General features: G+C 37.7%; 13 protein-coding genes. 2 read left to right on the top strand and 11 right to left on the bottom strand.

All coding sequences use genetic code 11. The features are described 5' to 3' along the window. Nucleotides 1–158: 158 nt before the first annotated feature. Nucleotides 159–4,283: a hypothetical protein gene (locus tag CA265_05785; GenBank protein ID ARS39209.1), complete on the bottom strand. Its 4,125-nt coding sequence runs from the start codon at nt 4,281–4,283 to the stop codon at nt 159–161. Between the two features lie 218 nt (nt 4,284–4,501). Next, nucleotides 4,502–8,392: an alpha-xylosidase gene (locus CA265_05780; GenBank protein ARS39208.1), complete on the bottom strand. Its 3,891-nt coding sequence runs from the start codon at nt 8,390–8,392 to the stop codon at nt 4,502–4,504. A 300-nt stretch (nt 8,393–8,692) separates the two neighbouring features. On the opposite strand from CA265_05780, the gene CA265_05775 reads away from it, so the two are divergent. After that, the gene (locus CA265_05775) at nt 8,693–9,133 is read left to right on the top strand and encodes a hypothetical protein (protein ARS39207.1); all 441 of its coding nucleotides are present in this window, start codon (nt 8,693–8,695) and stop codon (nt 9,131–9,133) included. Between the two features lie 15 nt (nt 9,134–9,148). Here CA265_05775 and CA265_05770 read toward each other — a convergent pair whose 3' ends face one another. Then, a complete protein-coding gene (locus CA265_05770) occupies nt 9,149–10,693 on the bottom strand; it encodes a hypothetical protein (GenBank protein ARS39206.1) in 1,545 nt (514 codons plus the stop codon). Nucleotides 10,694–11,092: 399 nt separating this feature from the next. On the opposite strand from CA265_05770, the gene CA265_05765 reads away from it, so the two are divergent. Beyond that, nucleotides 11,093–11,491 carry a hypothetical protein gene (locus CA265_05765; GenBank protein ARS39205.1) on the top strand — a complete coding sequence of 133 codons (399 nt, stop codon included), beginning with the start codon at nt 11,093–11,095 and terminating at the stop codon, nt 11,489–11,491. 647 nt (nt 11,492–12,138) lie between these two features. On the opposite strand, the gene CA265_05760 is transcribed toward CA265_05765, so the two are convergent. The 8 genes from CA265_05760 to CA265_05725 all read right to left on the bottom strand — a co-directional run bounded on the left by CA265_05760 (nt 12,139) and on the right by CA265_05725 (nt 21,542). Further along, entirely contained in the window at nt 12,139–12,927 is a 789-nt protein-coding gene (locus CA265_05760) for an NIPSNAP family containing protein (GenBank protein ID ARS39204.1), read from the bottom strand. 224 nt (nt 12,928–13,151) lie between these two features. Further along, nucleotides 13,152–15,431, bottom strand: coding sequence for a peptidase S9 (locus CA265_05755; GenBank protein ARS42899.1), 2,280 nt, complete (start codon nt 15,429–15,431; stop codon nt 13,152–13,154). Nucleotides 15,432–15,522: 91 nt separating this feature from the next. Then, entirely contained in the window at nt 15,523–16,971 is a 1,449-nt protein-coding gene (locus tag CA265_05750; protein ARS39203.1) for an amino acid transporter, read from the bottom strand. A 42-nt stretch (nt 16,972–17,013) separates the two neighbouring features. After that, nucleotides 17,014–18,792 (bottom strand): DUF885 domain-containing protein, encoded by a 1,779-nt coding sequence (locus CA265_05745; protein ARS39202.1) that lies wholly within the window; start codon nt 18,790–18,792, stop codon nt 17,014–17,016. Between the two features lie 86 nt (nt 18,793–18,878). Then, a complete protein-coding gene (locus CA265_05740; protein ARS39201.1) occupies nt 18,879–19,781 on the bottom strand; it encodes an AraC family transcriptional regulator in 903 nt (300 codons plus the stop codon). Nucleotides 19,782–20,294: 513 nt separating this feature from the next. Next, the gene (locus tag CA265_05735) at nt 20,295–20,513 is read right to left on the bottom strand and encodes a hypothetical protein (GenBank protein ARS39200.1); all 219 of its coding nucleotides are present in this window, start codon (nt 20,511–20,513) and stop codon (nt 20,295–20,297) included. Continuing rightward, nucleotides 20,513–20,863, bottom strand: coding sequence for a hypothetical protein (locus CA265_05730; protein ID ARS39199.1), 351 nt, complete (start codon nt 20,861–20,863; stop codon nt 20,513–20,515). Before CA265_05730 ends, CA265_05735 begins: the two co-directional genes overlap by 1 nt. A 106-nt stretch (nt 20,864–20,969) precedes the next feature. Then, nucleotides 20,970–21,542 carry a hypothetical protein gene (locus CA265_05725; protein ARS39198.1) on the bottom strand — a complete coding sequence of 191 codons (573 nt, stop codon included), beginning with the start codon at nt 21,540–21,542 and terminating at the stop codon, nt 20,970–20,972. Between the last annotated feature and the right edge of the window lie 3 nt (nt 21,543–21,545).

Here is a 21,545-nt window from a genome sequence, read left to right as displayed (position 1 = left end):
TATGGCGATTATAGCGCTGTACTGTGGAAGGCTAAATTAGCGTCAACAAATAACTTAAAAGGGGTACAAACAATCCAAATTAGAGAGGTAAACAAACCGAAATCAACCCAAAACGACATTTTGAGGCCGATTATTAAAACAGAAGCAATATCTATTTTCTATTTACCTTTTTTAACTGTGGTATTTATATTATTGGAAAATGGCTTTCGGAATTTTTTGATGTACTGGGATGGGTTCATATTAAAGAGCCTGTAAAATTGCTCTCTAAAATATTTGGGATCGTTAATGCCCACCATGTAGGAAGTTTCCTGAATGGTTTTATCGGTATTGATAAAAATTTCGGCGGCTTTTCTCAATCTGATGAAACGGATAAAGCCATTGGCCGACTGACCAGAAATGGATTTTATTTTACGGTAAAGATTAGATCTCGACATACCAATGGTTGCCGTCAATGTATCGATATTAAAATCGGGATCGATGAGGTGTTCTTCTACAATACGAATACAGTGATCTAAAAACTCTTTGTATTCAGCAGAGATTTTGGTGTTGTTCGAATTGAGGGTAATTTCGTTATAAAAATATCTTTGCAGGGCGTTTTTGCTTTTTAAGATGCTGGCTACCCTTGCTTTTAAGAAATCTTTATCAAAAGGTTTACTGATGTAATCGTCGGCCCCGCCTTCTATCCCTTTCAGTTTAACTTCTGGAGCAGAAATAGCCGTTAACAATATAATAGGAATGTGCGAAACGGCTACATCTTCTTTTATTTTACTACAAAGTTCTATCCCGGTTATCCCATCCATCATAACATCGCAGATGACAATATCGGGCAACAGTTCTTTTACCATATCGTATCCATCCTCTCCATTGCCAGCTTCGTAAAGGTGATAATCCATTCTGAAAACCTGTTTTAAGTACTCTCTGATTTCGATATTGTCATCAATAATCAACAGTGTTTTCAAATCCAGGGCCAGCTGACTGTCTATCAATGGTTCTTCTGCAGCTTCTACAATTTTATTTGCGGTTATTTCATCTTCTATCAGCTCTTTAAATAAGGACGAATCGGTATCTACCAGTGCCTCCTGCAAAATAACGGCATCTTTAAAATGGCTTATCCCCCTGCGTAAACTGATATTAAAAATGGTGCCTTTATTTTCAGTGCTGGTATAGTTTATGGTTCCGCCATGCATTTCGATAAAATTCTTCGCCAGGTACAAACCGATACCGAAACCTCCTTTTGCTGATTTATTTCCAGGATCCTGGTAAAATTTTTCATAGAGTTTTTCTCCAGCAACGGTGGTAATGCCACAACCAGTATCTTCAATACCTACCTGTATATCTTCCCCGCGGTTGCCTACAATCATTTTAACCGTACCACCTTCAGGTGTAAATTTGATCGCATTTGAAAGCAGGTTAAAAAACACGATTTCTATTTTTTCCCTATCGGCATAAAAAGGAATTACTTCATCGGTACCTATAAAATCCAGCACGATATTCTTAGATCGGGCCTGGTGCACAAAGCATAAAAAAACCTCCTTACACAAACTCACCAGGTTTACCGGCGCTACTTTTAATTTTTCACCATAAGTATCTGCTTTCCTGAACAATAACAATTGATCTACTAAGCTTAAAAGTCGTTTTGCATTCCTGTAAACGATATTTAAATCAGTGGTATCAACATTCTTATCGTTCTTGTATAAAAGTTCTTTAACCGGATTGATAATTAGCGTAAGTGGTGTTCGGAACTCGTGCGATACATTGGTGAAAAAAGAAAGTTTCTTCTCGCTTAGTTCTTTCTCTTTTTCACTTTCAACATGGGCCAGTTTGACCTGAAATTCGAGGTTTGCCCGATGTTCCCGGTATTTAAGGTAGGCATAAATCATCCCAAAAAAGGTAAGTCCATAAATACAAAAAGCCCACCAGGTACGATACCATGGGGGCGTAATGGTAATCCCGATCGAATTGCCCTCCATATTCCAGATCCCATCATTATTTGATGCCCTTACCTTTAATACATATTTACCTGGATTTAAATTGGTGTAGGTAACTTTATGTTCACTGCCACTATAATTCCATTTCTTATCGAAACCTTCGAGAAAATAAGCATACTTGTTTTTTTCCGAAAGCGTGTAATTGAGTGCAACAAAACCAAAAGAAAGCACACTCTGACTGTAGGGCAAAGTAATCTCCCTGGTCATATACACCGGTAATTTTAATGGAGAATCATCACCAGGCAGAATTAATTTATTGAAAATAGAAAAATCGGAAAAATAAACAGCCGGCGCCGTTTTATTATATTTAAGCAGTTGCGGATTAAAATAAACGATGCCTTTACTTCCGGCCAGGTAAATTTCTCCTTTTGCATTTTTACAGATAGCGGCATTGGCATAAACACCGTCTTTCTCGTCGTAATTTTTCACCATTTTGCTTACCGGATCAAAGAGTGAAATCCCCTGTTCGGTTGTGACCCATAATCTGCCATTATTATCTTCCACCAGATCGGTAAAAACATTGCTGGCAAAACCATTCTGCTTTGAATATATTTCGAAAGTGTTTGTTTTGGCTATATATTTATTCAGACCATCGCGGGTGCAAACCCAAACATTCTGATGCGAATCCAGATAGAGGCTGTTTACAATGTTATTGCTAATACCACCCCTTTTTGAATTATTGATCATGTAATTGCTAAACTTTCTGGTTTTAGGGTTAAAGCGGCTGAGCCCACTTCCGTATGTTCCTATCCAGACATTTCCCTGCGCATCTTTTAAAAGGCAGTACAAATGGTTATTACTCAATGAAGCCTGGTTTTTAGGGTCGTTAAAGTAATGTGTATAGCTGTTGGTTTTATCGTTATAGACTTTCAGACCGGCATCGGTAGCCAAATAATATTCGTCTGCATTTACCTCAATTAAATCCCTAAAAACATCTTCATTAAAAAAACTACCCAATGCCGAACGGTGATGATGGTGGATAAATTTATTCGCTTTCTCGTCGTAACGATCGAAACCATTCTCGCCCATTACCCAAAGCCTGTTTTTTAAATCGGTTGACAGGTTAATAATTTCAGAGCTGGATAAACTATTCGGATTACCGGTATGCTGCAGTTTACTTACAGCATGATTATCGGGATTATATTTAAATAAGCCTTTATTTGTGCCTACCCAAAAATCCTTTCCATAACTAATGATGGATTTGATTTCTGCCTGTCCAAAAGGAAGGGAAATGAAATTAAATTTATATTGGTTAAAGTCTATTTTGCTGAAGCCGTTTTTACCACAAATCCATATCATTCCTGATTTATCACGATATAAACCGCCATTGGCAAAAAACTCCAGTTCTTCTATTTTCTCCCATTTATTTAGTTTGGTATTCACCCAGAATACACCTGCGCTTCCACCTACCAGTAACTTTTCGGTACCTAAATTTAAAACACTAAATATTGATGCATTACCTGTTCCTTTACTGGCATAGGTAGTAAAGGATTCACTTTTTGGATCAAATCGAAACAGATCGCCTTTCCAATAGCTACCAATCCATATCATACCATCCGCATCCAAACAGAGTGTCCAGATATCGTTTGGATTTTTTTCGCCTGCTACTTCCTTCTGTGTGTAATTTTTAAAGCTTTTGGTTTTTTTATCGAATTTATTTAATCCTTTGCTCCAATTGCCTAACCATAGGTTACCCGCTTTGTCTTCTGCAATGGCATTAACCGACTTCCCTTTAATGGCATCCGGATCCTTAAAATCCGGCTGATAAACGGTGAAAGCGTTTGAATTTTTGTTAAAAAGGTTAAAGCCATCATCGGTACCTACCCAGAGCTTATTTGTTCTGTCGATGAGTAACGACCATATTTTATTATTGCTTAGTGATGTTCTGTTGTTTTCTTTATGATAAAAACGTTCAAATTTTTCGGTTACAGGATCAAATTTATTTAAACCATTCATCGTACCAACCCAAAAAACACCATTTTTATCTTCTACCACCGCATTGATATAGTTATTGGTTAGTGAAGTGGTATCGCCGGTAATATTGACGTAGATTTTAAAAGCGTAACCATCAAATTTACACAGGCCGTTTTCGGTTCCTACCCATATAAATCCTCTTTTATCTTTTAAAGCAGCCGTTGTACTTTTTGATGGAAGCCCTTCATTTATACCATATGTTTTGATAACATAGTGGCCGGTTAGTACAGGTTGATTGTTTGTACGCAACTCTTGCGCTTTAACATGGGTAAAGAGCAAAAAAAAATGCAAAATAAAACAAGTCAGACGAATTAACCTCATAGTTAAACAACAAAATTTGATGGAGCGTGCCTTAGCTAGACCCTTGCCTCTTTGGAAATGGATGACTTGTAAATATACAATTTGCTAACTTATTACCTAATCTTTTCTTGTATCCAAATTTGCGACAAAAAAAAGAGGCCGATTAAAAACCGACCTCTTCGCACTAATCACTAACTAACTAACTAACTAACTAACTAACTAACTAACTAACTAACTAACTAAAATTTAACTGAATTGAGATTCTTATCTACTAAAATGCCTTCACTAAGCTTAAGTCCGAACTGCAGTTTGCGTTTTGCCCTTAATTTCAGGATAAACAGATCGGAAGTTTCGTTTAAAGCATCTTTGTTGCCTATGTTTACAAAGGTTGGATACAAAACCTTAGCGCCATTGGTGTGCAGGCGATCGTTGGTCAGGTTATCCATTTGTTTGGTGTTTAAAGGCTGAACGCTTACAAAATCATAATCCTGTGCATTGTATGGTAGCGCAAAACTTAAAGCATTTACTGATTTCAGGTTTATTCCCTTTACTTTAATTTCGACGATTTCGTCTTTGTTATAAGCTTGTTTAGCGGTACTGATTTCGAGTTTACCTGCAACTTTATCAGTTTTAGCATTTTTCACTCCTCCTTCGAGCTGTGTAGCCACAACTGAAACATCGTACGCATCAATCAGGTTGTTTTTGTTGATATCACCATTGCTGATATAACCTTCAAAATCAGCATCACCTTTTCTTAAACCGGTATAGTTGATGTAAGAGGTTAAATCGTTCCGATCAATTAAACGGTCGTTATTAATATCACCCGGCAGATAACTTTCGGTACCTGGAACCTTAAATACATACAACTCTCTTCCTGAACCAAAACCACCTACTCCATCAGCAACAGCAATTTTGATGTAACGGGCAGCAGGATGTGAAGTAAAATTGAATATTTTAATTTCGTCGGTATTGGCCCATTCAAATGCACCAGCTTCCGTCCAGCTTTCTTTATTGTTGCTATAAAATACTTTACCTTTTAACAGAATTCCGTTTCCTTTTCCTGTACGCGGCAGGTAATGGAATTTATCCAGCTGATTGATCGATTTTAAATCAATAATCATATCAAAAGGAACTGCCTTAACGCCCCATTTGGTATGCCAGGTATTACCCTCATCATAATCGAACAATTTATTGATGCCAGAACCGCCTTGATTTTCTACCGTAGTTTCGGCTACAATACCCTGAATAGCAAATTCTAAAGGATTGGTTTTGGTAGTGGCTTTGATCTCGGTCCAATCTGAGACGCCATCTTTGTTTACGGCACGTAACTTAAACGTGTAAGCTGTTTCGGCCAATAATCCATCAAACAACAGAGCAGTATCGCGGATTGTGGTATAATGCATATCATTAAAATCGATCTCATAAAAATCTGCATTGCTCACTTTGGTCCAGCTTGGGGTAAGCGTATAAGCTTCTCTGTTTTTATCGCTTACTTTTGCATTAAGAGGAGCCGATAATTTCCCTGTTGACAAACGTTGTTTATCTGCAGGTTCAAATTTAAATCCATCAATACTAAGTGTTACCGGATTGATGGTAATATCGGTAGATTGAAGTTTAACCAGCAACTGCGGGTTTTTAACCATGGCCACTTTTTCAAAATCGCTTCCTTTTGTAGCAAAGCGGTTTAAGTTTGGTGTAGCATCGTAGAAATAAACGTTAGACTGTTTTAAAAACTCGTATTTCGAATTTACTTCACTTAGTCTGATTTTGTTATTTCCAACTTTTGAGGTTAACCTTTTCGGTTTTTCGGTAACGTTAACCACAAATTCAGTTGTTTTTTCTTTCACAAAACCATCAAAATCGCCTTTTGCCGGATGGATGGTAACCAATGCATTATTTTTTTGATCCAGTTCTGATTCGATTAAAGTAGAAGCACCTTTTCCTAATTTATAGGCTTCTGTTGCACCGTCATCATCGTATTCGGTAAATGAACTTTTTCCAAAAGGATACAATTCATAGATGCGGTTTACTTTACTGATTTCAGAAACATTATTATTCGGATTTGTCATCGGAATAATAGCACCATTTTTCACAAAAACAGGCAACTTCCATAACGGTGCATCAAAATTGTTGAGGATGCTGTTTCCGGTATATTTTTCTCCGGTGAAATAATCAATCCATGTTCCTTCCGGCAGGTAAATACCATTGCGGATATCGTTACCCTTTTCGTCTGATTTAGTTGCCTGATAAATTGGCGCGACTAAGAAAGATGGTCCGTATAGATATTGATATTGTGTTGAAGTACCTTTGGTATAAGCATTTGGATACTCCAGAAACATCGCCCTGATGATTGGCAATCCGGTAACCGCTTCTCTTGCCACACTATAAGTATATGGAATCAGCTCTGATTTCAGTTTTAAATAATTGCGGTTAATCGAAGCTACAGGTTCGCCCAATGCATGTGGATATTTTTCGTTGGCGCCCCAACCATCCATGTTTAATTCCATTGGCGTAAAGGTTTTCCATTGGAAATCGCGGGTATTGATGGTCAGGTTTTTACCCCCAAAAATACCATCCATATCGGAAGTAATATTCGGCTGACCTGATAAACCAGAACCTAAATAAGTAGGAATGTGGAAACGGATATATTCCCAAACGCCACCCGTTTGGTCACCCGACCAAATACCGGCATAACGTTGTGTACCTGCCCAACCATCTAAGGAGATGATAAACGGACGACTGCTATTGCCATAATAAGGCATAATCTGTGCTACATCAGCTACACCATTCAAACCGAACGAGTAACCGGCACCAACCCATGCCACATCGGTTTTTAATACCCGAACACCAGCATCTCTGGCTTCTTTAATAATGTCGCGCTGCAACAAGGGACTTACTTCTGGTTTTGGGTGAAGATCTGATTGTGTCCACAAGCCAATTTCTACACCATTTTTACGGGCATAATCGCCAAAACTTTTGAGGTTTTGAATATTGCCATCTAAGGTTTCGGTTTGGCCGTAACCTGCACCATAACCATCGTTAGGCAGCACCCAGCCCAAAGGCATATCGTGTTTTTTATAACGATCAATTACCGCACGTGCAGAAAATTGATAATTGTTTTTTTCGCCGTTAAGCGATTCTTTTATACCGCCATTATCTTTCTGACTTTCTTTGTAACGTTTGCCATCTTCAAATAAAGTTCCCTTTTCGTCTTCTTTCCAGAAATCGCGGTTATAAGCATTTAAATGTCCCTGATAGAAACCAAATTTTGGCAATAAAATCGGATTTCCGGTCAGCTGGTAAAAATCATTCAATAAAGGCACTGCTCCATTGTTAATCATAAAAAAGGCATCCAGGTAATCGGTTTCGTGTGCCAATTTTACCAAGCCTTTTTCTTTAGCACCAAAATTGTAACTTCCTTTGCTGAAGGTATGCCACATGACAGCATAACCATTGGTAGACCAATAATAAGGTGTTGGCGAAGCTACCCCTCCATCCGTCCAGGAGTTTTGGTTTTCGATAGCAATGTTTTTCCCCTTGTGTGAGAAACGGCCGTTCTGGACGCCACCGCCATAAAAATATTCCTGTGGATTTTCTTTTAGGCTCAGGGTTACTTTTCCTTTCTCGAATTGAATCGGCGCTAATTCTTCAACAGCTACAGCCTGGGTAGCAAGGTTGATAATTTTGATCAGCGAAGTATTTTTATCAATCAGCACCGTAATCTTAGCTGTAGAGATGAATAGTTGATTATTCTCATCTTTTATGTCCAGTTTTGAAACAGCTCTGCGTGGGTTTTCCACTAAAATTTTAGCTTCAGGTTTGGCTTCCGGATCGCGTATAAAACCTCCTGTAGGATCTTCGAAAAGGCGAAAAATATTATCGCCATAAAAATCTAAGGTTAAGGTCTGCTTATCAGAAAGCAATAATTCTATAGTTGTGGTATTGATCTTTTTTGCGCTAAGCACTTTGGTGGTATTTTGTGCTACCTGATTGGTTTTCTGAGCAGCCGGTTGAGCAGTCACAAAAAACGGAGCGGCAATTAAAAAAAACGCAAATGCCAAAACCACGCCTTTGGGTTGGTTTTTGGAACTGGTTATTTTAAAATTTTTGAAAAAATAATGCGGGGTCATTAAAAGTTTGATTTGGTTATGTGTTTATATGTTGAACAAGCTAAATAGACTTAGTTGCTGAGGGATAAAGTTAACAAACACATTAAAGGAAATAGCGTGTTTTTGAGGACAAAAACCGCGCAATCGTTTGCCTATCTAATTTTTTACGACAGAAAATACGATAACATAAAGAATTAGTTTCTATCATTAAGGAGTTAAGGACATTAAGCTATAATACCCAATCAAATATGATCAGTGTGCCTTTATATGTATTTAAATGAAATTGCATTAGCTTAGATTTTATTTTTATAAATTAATAGAATGCACTTACAAATTACACCATCGTATTTAGCAATAAAGGTTATTTGGAAAGATGACCACATGTTTGAGATAAATGTACAAGCAACTAATGGACGATATTTAGGAACGACCGATGTTTATGAAACAAGTGATAACCTTGCCAATTTTGCAAGGTTATTGTTAAATTATAAAGCAGAAAAAGATTTGATCTACGAAGCTGGTAAAAAAGATGGTTACGCGTATTTTGGAATGAAATTATCGCCGATTAATCATTCAGGTCATATCAGTGTACTTATCAATTTAGAAGAAAATGTTGCTACAGAGTATAGGGATGATGAAAAAGATAAATTAAAGTTAGAAATCATAGTAGAACCACACGCTATAGATGTTTTTCAAAAGGAACTCTTAAAACTCGCGATAACGGAAGAAGGTATTGCTACACTTTACGGCAGAACAGATTAATAGAATAACCATTAACTAATGTAATACTTCCGAACTATTGTTTACCATATACTGCGGCTTGGTACCTGTTAATGATTGTACAGTAGTAAATTTTATCTTCTCAGCATCGTTTATTATAATCTTCGACTGCTCTGGCAGTGTAATGTTTGTAAAGGTTACATTTTTTAAGCGGTGAGCTGGATCTTTAAAGCCATTGATATTAATGGCTGCATCGGCATTTGATGCCATAGACATATCGATATTCTTGAATACAAAATTTTCGAAAGTTGGTATTTGTGGTGCGGCCTCGCCGTCGTTGTTGTAATTAACGGCAGAAAATATGGTAATTTGCAGCAGTTGGCAATCGGTTACCGTTACATTTTTCACATAACCACCCCTATCTTTTGTTCCTTTTATCTGCATACCATGCAATAGTTTCCCGGCTTTGCAATCTTGCACCAAAACGTCGCTAACTCCGCCAGACATTTCGCTGCCAATTGAAATACCATGACCGCGTTTAAAGTCACAATCTGTTATCCGTACATTTTTGGTTGGTTTGGCTACAAAAAAGCCTTCTGGATTTTTACCCGATTTAATGGCAATGCAATCGTCGCCAGTATCGAAAGTACAATTAAAAATATAAGCATCGGTAGAAGAATCAGGATCGATACCATCTCCATTGCGGATGTTTACCGTTATGATATTTAAATTTTGACAGGTTATATTGTTACTATAAATATAATGAATGGTCCAGCATGGAGGTTCAGTAATGGTTAAATCAGACAAACTTACGTCCTGACAGTTCATTAAGCAGATTAAACGTCCCCTACTTCTTATTCCACTGGCTTTGATCATCGCATCGCCAAGTTTTTTCCCTCCGCCACTAATGGTGCCTTTACCAGTAATTCTTACATTCTTTACATTATAAGTTCCGTTACGGTTAAGCGTACCTGCGTTGAGTAAACTTGCATATGTTTTCAGCTCCCAGCCTTCAAAACGGTTTAAAATCATGGGTAAATAATCTTCTACTACAGTTGATCCTTTTAACACACCACCCTCTTCTATTTGTAGGGTCATATTACTTTTTAAATATAAAGCACCCGAAACGAAAGTTCCTTTGGGGATATAAACCGTGCCGCCAGTGCTACAGGCATCAATCGCTGTTTGAATGGCTTTTGTATTAATGGTTATGCCGTCTCCTTTCGCTCCGAAAGCTAAAACATTGTATATTTTCCCCTTCGCCCTTGTTTTAAAACGGATACTATTTAAGCCAGTCGCTTTATTTCCTTTTATACTTACACTTACCGTATACCAGGTATCCGGCATCAAATTTTCTAAGCTATAATTGGTTTTTCGTGTATCACCATGTATTTTACCATTTAAAGAGATCTGATAAATAATAGGCGTTGAACCATATTGTTTATCCCACAATAAGGCCACGGTATTTTCTGATAAGGTACCTGGAGCAGCTAAAAGGTTAAACTGATTTGTGGTCGTTGCTGCAACGCTAAATGATAGAAAAACAAGCAGAAATAACAGCAAAATTTTGCTTATTTTATGGATAAGTATCGATACCATCATGATCAGAAATTTTATTTGGTTAGCGAAATAATTATAGGTCCAGCAATTATTGCTTTACAAAGATAATTGGCTTATCAGATTAACTGTCCTGCGCTATAGGGTATAATATTTAAATAAATTAAAAGCACCAAAAAAGTTTTTTGTTAGGAGTTTAGTATGGCGAAAATCATAAACGAGCATTTATAAAAAACTTCAACAAACCGCTATAAACACGACTGAAGAATGGTTATGACGTATATTATCAAAAAAAATACAAAACACATAAAGAGCCTGTTTTTTAACACTATTTGAATGTAAAACATTGATTAATTAGATTTTAATGCAGCATCTTTGTATTATAAACTTTTAAAAAAAATCGAATGGCAAGCATTTTGTAAGTGTTTATAAAATCCCAGAATAATGAATTCCCCAACATCCCAATCCTATAGCTGTGTAATTATAGATGACAGCCAAATGAGTGTAAAAGTACTTGAGCATTTTGTTTCCAAAATAGACAAACTCCAACTTAAAGGAAGTTTTATGGATCCAGTAGAGGCTATGGCCGCCTTTTGGACTTACGGAAAAATTGATTTCCTTTTTTTGGATATCCAAATGGAAATATCGGGAATTGACGTAGCCAGAATGCTTCGAAACAGCGTGAAATTTGTCGTTTTTGTAAGTGCCCATGGCAATAAGGCCATTGACGCCTTCGATAAAGGCAACTATTTTTTGCTTAAACCCCTCGATTTTAAAAAATTTGAAGATACCGTGAATCAGCTGATCCAGACTGAAGATAAAAACAAAGAAATGCTTTCGTGAATAGCTAAATGAGGGATACTCGCTCCTTTTCACCATTAAGGAGTTAAGGACATTAAGTTTTTTAAGTATAAGTCAAAAGAAATACGTCATTCTGAATTCATTTCAGAATCTTTATGACCGGGATTATTTTTTGCCACAGAAACACAGATTTTCATTTGTCTTTTTACGCTGAGCTTTAGTTTTTCAACCGTTAACTTTTCACCATTAAGCAATTAAGGACATTAAGTTTTTTAAGTATAAGTCAAAAGAAATACCTCATTCTGAATTCATTTCAGAATCTTCCTGGCCGGGATTATTTTTTGCCATAGAAACACGGATTTTAATTTGCTTTTTTTCTTTGAGCTTTAGTTTTTCAATCGCTAACTTTTCACCATTAAGGAGTTAAGGACATTAAGTTTTTTAAATATAAGTCAAAAGAAATACGTCATTCTGAATTCATTTCAGAATCTTTATGGCCGGGATTATTTTTCACTATGAAAACATAGATTTCCAGAGCGTTTAGATTAGTTTTTTGCTTCTAGCTTCTTTCACCGCTAACTTTTCACCATTAAGGAGTTAAGGACATTAAGTTTTTTAAGTATAAGTCAAAAGAAATACGTCATTCTGAATTTATTTCAGAATCTTTATGGCCGGGATTATTATCTTTCTTAAAAATCAGAATAGTCTGTGGGGTACACAAACTTAGTGTCGTTTTTAGAAACATTATGCTGATATTCTGGCATTGCCGAAAGTTTCTTCCAATAATCATCTGCAGAGAATGCCTTCCAGTGAGCATCTCTATCTGCTTTATTTTCGAAAGTGGTTAAATACATGAGGTTAGGCATATGGCTACCGGCAATTACTTCTCCATAAAATACGGCATTAAAATTCAGCCTTTTAAATAACCCAATTTCGTCGCCTTTATTAAACATCTGAACTTTATTCTTAAAATACTGCTCGGTAGGCGACTCATAACTTCTCAATTCATAAACCCGCTCTTTCATCGGTGATTTTAAATTAGGCAGCATAAAATGCGGGGCATCTTCAAAAGCCTTTAATACAATAGATTCTAACCGTTCGTAAGGTGCTTCGGTATAATTCGCTTCCAGGTAGCTTTTACCGTCAGCGGCATATTGTTCGTCTTTTGCTAATTCTTTATCCAGCTCCAACATGCCATTGAATGATTTTAAAGGGATAAACACATAAATAAGTTTTTCTGTAACCGCAGCCTGATCATTCAAAATGGGTTTAAATACGCCCACTTTTGCAATTCCACAGCGGTGCAGTGCCGGTAAATAGGCTTTCTGCAAATAATCATCTACTGTTTTTTCCTGAGCATCGGTTTTCAAATGATAAATTTTGATCTGATAGTAATCTATCTTCGATGCATGAACAGTAAATGCGCTAAATAATAGCACGAGTAAAAACAGACAGGATATTTTAATTTTTGGTAACATGAAAAGGATGATTTAATGCAATGTACCAAAGTAACAATTTATTTTAACAGAATGACAGCGTTATTGAATGAACAATAAACTAAGGACCAAGTACCAATAATCAATGACCAATAAACTAATGACCAATGACTATTGAACTAATAACCAATGACCAATAAAACTAATGACCAATAAACTAATGACCAATGACCAATGACCAATAAACTAATGACCAATAAACCAACTTATTTTGAAAGATTCGGATTTGGTGGTTCGGCATTAAGTAAATGTTTTACAAAGAAATCGCGTTTACGCCTGCGTCCGTAAATACCGCCATCACTATGCCCCATACCCGGAATGCTTAAAATATCGAAATCTTTATTGGCTTTGATCAGTGCATCAGCCAGTCGATAGGTAGATTCAGGTGGTACATTTTCATCCGCTTCGCCAACAATTAAAAACAGGTTACCCTGTAATTTAGCGGCATTTGTGATGTTAGATTGTTCGCCATAGTGCGGTCCTACCGGATAGCCCATCCATTGTTCGTTCCACCATTGTTTGTCGATGCGGTTATCGTGACAGCCACAAGCAGAAACCGCGGCCTTGTAAAATTCGGGATGAAATAACAATGCACCAGTTGAGCTTTGTCCGCCTGCCGAAGTACCGTAAATGCCCACTCTGGTAATATCGGCATTTGGATATTTAACTGCCATCGCTTTCATCCACAATATCCTGTCGGGGAAACCAGCATCGGCTATATTTTTCCAGCATACATCATGAAAAGCTTTAGACCTGTTGGCCGTTCCCATTCCATCAATTTGGACCACAATAAAGCCTAATTCGGCAATGCTTTGCATTTCACTGGCTGGCAGGAAACTTTTAGGCACAAAACTATCATGCGGACCTGCATAAATATTCTCGATTACAGGATAAGTTTTGTTCGGATCCATTTTTGAAGGAAAGCAAACAATGCCCCAAATATCGGTTACACCATCTCTTCCTTTGGCCACAAACACTTCAGGCAGTTTAACTCCGGTAGCCAAATAAGCATCTTTTTGCCCATGTTCTATTTCGCTTATTTTTTTAGTATTTGCCGTTAACCTTAACTCGCTAACCGGTGGTACATTTACCTGTGAATAGGTATCGATGTAATATTTACGATCAGGTGAAAAGCTGAGGTTATGGTTACCTTTTTCGGGCGTGAGGTTGATTAGTCCTTTTCCATCAAATCCGATTCTGTAGTAATGGATAAAATAAGGATCCTCGCCGGCATGCATTCCATTTGCCCTGAACCAAACCTGGCGTTTTACGATATCTACACTATCAATATCCTTAACTACATAATTTCCTTTGGTAATTAAGCTTTGCTTTCCGGTTAAGGCATTTACCAGATAAAGATGTTGCCACCCATCCTGTTCGCTTGTCCATAATATTTCATTTGTTTTAGGCAAGTACCTTGTATAGATGCGATTTTCATAAATGAAGGTTTTGGTTTTCTCGTCGATAATATTTTTAGTTTTTCCGGTTAAAACATCCACTTCAATTACCCTGAAACGTTGATGGCCGCGGTCTACTTTCTCATAGGTATAATAGCGGCTGTTATTATCGCGCCAATGCAGTTCTGGTGCACCAAAGAAATCTACCGGATCGGCATCTACCTTAATCGCCGTTTTAGCCGCTACATTAAAAACATAGGGTTGATAAGCTGTAAAGTCATCACCGGGTTGCGCATATTCTCTTGATTTTAGTTCGCCACGCGTAGTACCGGGAACCGAACTTAATACATAATGTACTTTTTTAATTTCTTTCGGATCGATTTTGTAGGCGACGATATTTTTTCCATCCGGCGACCATGCAAATTCACCATAAGGTTTTTCGGCGTTACCATCGGTACTGAGCTGGGTTTCTGCTTTGGTTGCTAAATCAATTACAAACAAGTTGCCTCCACGGATCAGGATTTCGTTTTTGCCATCTGGCGATTTTCTCGATTCGCGGTTTCGTTGCCAGCGTGATCTCCGCTGCTGTAATGGTCTTTTGGCATTGTAACGATAAATACTGCTATCGTTTGTATGGGTTAAACTATAGTCGCTCAGGTTTAACTGATACCATTTCTGTTGTATTTTTAATTTTGCCGTATTGCCCTGATCGGCGAAATAAAGCTCCGTTAACTGAAGTTTTAGCGGGTTCTGTTTTTTACCGGTGATCTTTTCGATGTGCTCCGCAAGTTTATCATGATCAAATGCAAGTTTACGTTTGCCAGTTGCCGCATCTACATCATAATATTCCCAGGTTCTGTTCTGAAGATTCTTTTTATACCAAAATGCGCTTCCATCTTTTTTCCAAAAAGGAATAAGATCATTGTTGGTAGGAATATTGCGTAGTGCCGTATCTAGTTTAACAGATAACCGGTAAGCATTTGCCACTTCGGCAGCACTTGGTGCGTAAGGTTGTAAACCCGCTTGCTGCGCCAGTACCTGAAAAGAAACAAAACTTAATAAGATGAAGGCTATTGATTTTTTAGCCATGATGTAAATCGTCATTACAGGTTTTTTGTGGTAAATATAGTACTCGCGTTTTGCAGATTCCCTTCAGATTTTAATGGATAACATCAATATTTTAACCGCTGCTATCAGGCGTATCTTTTGTTTTCGAATCCTGACGGGCAATACTTCCTTTTATCAGGTAGTAAACCGGTATACCAATTAAAGTAATGATTAATCCCGGCCAGGTAAATTTGGGTTTAAAAATAATCAGTAATATACAAAAGGCCAGTCCCATTACCATATAAATGATGGGCAGAACGGGGTAACCAAAAGCTTTGTACGGACGTTCTGCATCAGGTCGTTTTTTACGAAGGATAAATATCCCGAAAATGGTGAGCATATAAAACATCACCACCACAAATGAGATCATATCCAACAGATCGCCATACTTTCCGCTAATGCACCATAAACAAGCAAAAATACATTGAATCCATAGTCCAAATCCAGGTACTGCATTTTTATTCAGCGTACCAACTTTTTTAAAGAAAAGTCCGTCTTTGGCCATGGAGTAATACACCCTGGCACCAGCCATAATTAGACCGTTGTTACAACCGAAAGTCGAAACCATAATCATTAACGCGATAATGATGGTGCCCGCGGTACCGAAAATATGGTTGGCAGCAGAAACTGCTACCCGGTCTTTATCAGCGTAGGCAATATCATGTAATGAAAGTACACCTGTATACATCACATTGGTAAGGATGTAGAGCACCGTTACGATAATCGTTCCCAAGGCTAAACTCAAACCAATATTACGTGCAGGGTTTTTAATTTCGCCGGCAATAAAGGTAACGTTGTGCCAGGAATCGCTGCTAAATATCGAGCCCACCATCGCGGCAGCAATGGCACCGAATGCGGCCAGCGTAGTATAAGAACCAATATTTCCTTCGGCAGAGAGTGGACCTAAAACCCACATATTTTCCCAGTTGCTTTTCCAGATACCTTTATCTAAAAAGAAAAGTCCAAAAGCAATCAGGCCAAACAGACTTAACAATTTAGCCACTGTAAAGGTAGTTTGAATCACTTTCCCCCCGTTTACTCCCCTGTTGTTAATATAGGTAAGTAATATAATTACCCCAATGGCCAATAGTTGTGCCGGAGAGATGGTAAAGAAACCCAAATCGATGGCTACTAAATCTTCACTGAGCGCGGGTACGAGATAAGCCGTAAACTTGGCAAATGCCACGCCTACAGCAGCAATAGTTGCGGTTTGGATAACCGTAAAAAAACTCCAGCCATATAAAAAACTGATCAACGGGTTATAGGCTTCTTTTAAATAAATATACTGTCCGCCCGCTTTTGGGAACATGGCACTTAATTCGCCATAACTCAATGCAGCAGTAAGCGTCATAAAACCTGTAATTAACCAAACCACTAACAGCCAGCCAGAACTGCCAACATTTCGGGTAATATCTGCACTTACAATAAAAATACCTGAGCCGATCATACTTCCGGCTACAAGCATGGTTGCATCCATCAATTTAAGTGAAGGTTTAAACTGTGTGGTTTCTTTTTCAATCATGCGTTCTGTTGTTTGGTGGTTCAAAGGGTTTGGTGAGTTGATTTATTTAAGCTGATCGTAAAAATGCCACGAGGTTGTAAAATCGCGTGTTAACGGCTGGTTGGTTAAAGTAGCCCTGATCATTTCTACAGGAATTAAGTTTTCTTTGATCACGGCATTGTGGAAGGCTTTAAAGCTCATTTTTCCACGATCAACCAGTTCTTTTTTAAGGGCAAAAAGCTGGAGGCCACCGGTAAGGTAAGCTACCTGGTACAAGGGACTATAATCGCCTTTGAAAGATCTGCGCACCTCACCTTCTGCATTGGCGCGTTCGTGCCCTACACGATCAACCAGGAAATCGACACACTGCTGAGGCGTCCATTTGCCAAGATGAAAGTTCAGTGAAAAAAGAATCCTGGCACAACGGTGCATGCGCCAGAAAAGCATTCCCATTTTTTCTTCGGGCGTTTTGGCGAAACCTTTATCATACAATAAAAGTTCCCAGTATAATGGCCAGCCTTCTACACTAAAAGGCGTTTTAAACGGATCGCGATAGCTTTTATAACGATTATTGATAAAATATTGATAGTGATGACCCGGCAAAAGTTCGTGCTGTACCGTTCCCCTTGAGAAATAGGGATTATTACCACGCATACTCATTAACTTATCATCTTCCTCCATCGAATTTGTTGGGTAGGAAATACTGATTTCGCGCCCACCGGTAAAAAATGGATTCACCAACTGGCGTTCGGCCGACATCATCACCATACCCCAGGTTTCTTCCGCCAATGCGGGAATGCTGATCAGGTCGTTGGCTTTGATAAAGTTTAAGGCATCATCCTGTAGTTTTACAATTAACTCTGGTTGTTTACCTAATGGCACGTAACTATTCTTGATTTTTTCCTGCGCTTTTTTCCAGTCATTTCCGAAACCCATTGCAGCTGATGCTTTCAAAAGCTCTTCATCGCAAAACTTAAATTCTTTTTCGGCAAGCTTGATGAGTTCCTCTGGTGTATAAGGAATAAGCTCTGCATTTAATTGCCTGATCAGCTCTTCCCTCCCAATTGGATTTCCCTTAATTTCTGGTTTATTTGATTTTGAAGCCGGAGTAGGCGCTTCTTTATCGTTAAAAAGTTTAGCGTACTGGGTTAAGGCGAGGTCTAACTTTTCGTAAGGTTTAGGTGCCCACCAGGTAAAACCAGGTTCATAATCCATATAAAACTGGTAAAAACCCTTTAAACGGTGTTTTAAACTCAAGGTTATGGCTGTTGCCATTTTAAGCTGATCGGGTTTAAGTATTCCCTGCTTAAAATTCAGATTTAGCACATCAATCTGCTTCGCAATGTCGTCCATCTGGGCAGCCATTAGCGATCCTTCTTTATAGGTACCTCTTCTTCTTAATTTTTCGAGCGCATAAATAGGATCGGCAAAGGTAAAATACTTCGACAGGGCATTGTAATCTGTTTCTTCTTTGCCGAGCAGCCAGACAGAAGATTCGATCTGTTTTTTAAGGAGGATATAATCTACTTTGCCGTAAATGCTAAATCCTTCAAATTTGGCTGATTTTAACTTGCTTAAATAATCGTTGTTGATATCCTGCAGGCGTTTTCTTTGCTCCGGACTTTTAAAAGTAGCCATCGGATAGGCATAAGTACCTCCTGATGAATAAGGATAGTAGAAATCATTAATCGCATCTACATCCCTTTGGTAGCCTATAATCAGCGTGCCCATTTCGCTGGTCTGTTCGTACAAACTTTCATTAGCGGTTTGAGCGAATACAAAAGTGCCTGGTAACAGGTTTACCATTAACAAAAGGGCAAAAAACGTCAATTTGTTTTGCATTTGGGTTTGGTTAAATCAGGCAAATAGCATTTGCCTCCATTTGAAAAAATGGCTAGTTTTTTTTTATAAATTAAGAATGTTTTTGCTTAGGCGCCTACGTAGCTTACCCTGCTTACACTGTTATAAGTATCGATATATGCTCTTGGCGATTGACCAATAATACTTTTAAATACCCGGTTAAAATTGGTAATGCTATTGAAACCAGCTTTATAGGCTACGCCTGAAATGCAATCGGCTTTTTCTCCCGAAATAAGGCTTTTGCAGGCATCGTTAATTCTCACTTCATTTAAAAACGATACGAAAGTATGTCCTGTATGTTTCTTAAAATACCTGCAGAAGGCTTGAGGAGTCATAAACGCCGCATTGGCCACATCCTCTAAGGAAATTTGATTATTGTAATTTTCGGTGATGAAGTTAATGATCTTACTCAACCGCATACCTTCATTTTCGGTTACGTTCGAAGAATACATATCTGAGCACAACGATTCTACATTTTCATTTAAATCCTGAAGGCTGTTAACCAATTTCAGAAAGTTAAACAACACATCAACGCCTGATGCCTGGTGAACATTGAACATTTTGGTCGCCATGTTTTTAGTAAAAGCAGCAGGAATTTTGAAACCATGTTTGTGTTTAGCTAAAAAACCGCTGGCCATCTTCATTTCGGGAAGATTGAACAAAGCAGCTAAAATACCATTAGGATTAAAGTAAATAGAACATGCTTTGATCGTTTTATGGCTGTCAGCAGCAAAATATTCAGGGTTGCTTTTAAAAAGATGTGGGAGTTTTGCCCCAATTACAAAAATATCGCCTGGTCGGAAGGCATGCATATCATTCCCTGCAATTAACGTTCCCTCTCCTTTTTCTATGTAAGTAATCTGCCATTCATCATGTCGGTGCAGATATTGGTAAAAATATGGAAGTTCAATATGTTCCGATATCACACTCTTATCATCAGGAACAAGCATGGTAAATGGTAATACTTTCATAGTTTTGGTTGAGTTAGCTGAGTTTGATTATGAATTGAATGTATAAATATTAACTCAAATAAACCAATAAAACTTAAATAAGGTTAAAATCCTGCTACAATTTGATAATATATGACGGATTTAACGACGAATCTGACAGTGATTGAAGCACTACACAATTAGTTAATCATCTGTAAAGCAACATCTAAAACGATTAATTTAAATCGGTGCCAGGCAATATGTTGGCAAAACGTTGGTCTGGATTTGCAATCAGAAGCTTTGTACTGTGGATTTCTGGAGACGGGATTACAAATCCCGACTATCTTAAGGAAGTCAAGTTTTAAAAACCTAGGAGTTTTAAATTGATACGGTGCAATGTGGCCTAGTTCCTCGAAGTTAATCCGGGGCATATCTACGGGTTACACTTCTCTTTAAAATTCTATTCAGGATTTAGCCTTTATTTTTTATCAGTCCGAAAATATTATTCAAATTTTAAAACACGAACGAATAACCTATCATTAGATAATGAGAGCGTTAATTTAGATAAAGGGGCAGTAAGAAATTATTGTTTCTTTTTCTTTTCATGGCCTTTTTAAAAAGGTGGCTCGCTTCAAAAGCGATGTAATTTCTGGGATGGCGTTTGAGATAAACAATATTGTCAGTAAATGAATAATAGCCTTCATTGGCAACAATCAGGTGATCAAACATAGAAATTCCCAGCATTTCGCTTGCATTGATCAGGCGGTTAGTCATTATCCTGTCTGTGTTACTTGATTAACGCCTCCGGACGGATGATTGTGTGCCAGAACAATGGCAGATGCATTTGCCTTTAAGGCTGTAACCAATACAAGGCGCGGATCAACAATGGTACATGCAACGCATTCCGATGATATATTACTGATACCCAAAACCCGATTACTGCTGCTTAACAGGATAATCTTTACTTCTTCCAGAAAATAGATTTTGTTTTCATTCCAGTTGTTGATAAGAATGTTATAGGCATCTTGCGAAGTTGAGATTTTAGGGCAGTTTGTTGTATTAGAATGGCGTTTATATGTAAGTTCAATTTCGGCAATATTTGATAAATTTATTAATGACCTCATGTAAATGTAGGAATATACCTAGATTGATATGAAGTATCTATCAAGACCTAAAAGAAGATAGACCAGAACGATCTGCTCTGGTCTATCTTTTATTGATAATTATTAATTAGAAAAGTAGTCCGGCCTTAATAGCGAGGCCATAATAACGGTTTTTTGTAATCTGTGGATCGGCCTTAATTGTTTGATCGCTATAACCCAAACTTCCGGTCATACCTACTTTAGAAGCAACTTTAAATTTGTATCCAAGCCCTAAATTAAACATTTGGCCTTTTCTAAAATTATCATCTATTTTTAAACCTGTTCCTACATCTCCGTAAGCAAATAGGGTATTACTCTGATTCTTAAAATAATATCTTGCATCCAAGAATAGGTGAAACAGATTATTATTGGTGGAATAGCTGTCGTTATCAGTATAATTTTCCAATCCCACACCTACACCAACTGATATTTTATTGGTTAAAAATACCCCATTGATATTTCTTAAACTAAGGGCGTAAGCACCAGAAGTACCGCCATCATATTTAGTTGGATTTACTTGAATCTCATAAGTATGATTTCCAATTGTGTAGCCAATCTCCGTAAGATTGAAATATCCTTTTTCTTGTTTAGTAATTGTTTGAGCTTTTACGATGGTTGCTGTACAGATTGCAAGTCCCAATAAAAATAGGTTTGTTTTCATAGT

This window comes from Sphingobacteriaceae bacterium GW460-11-11-14-LB5, assembly GCA_002151545.1.
Lineage (GTDB): Bacteria > Bacteroidota > Bacteroidia > Sphingobacteriales > Sphingobacteriaceae > Pedobacter.
Note: the sequence above shows the minus strand (reverse complement) of the source record. Positions and strands in the feature narration are given on the sequence as shown.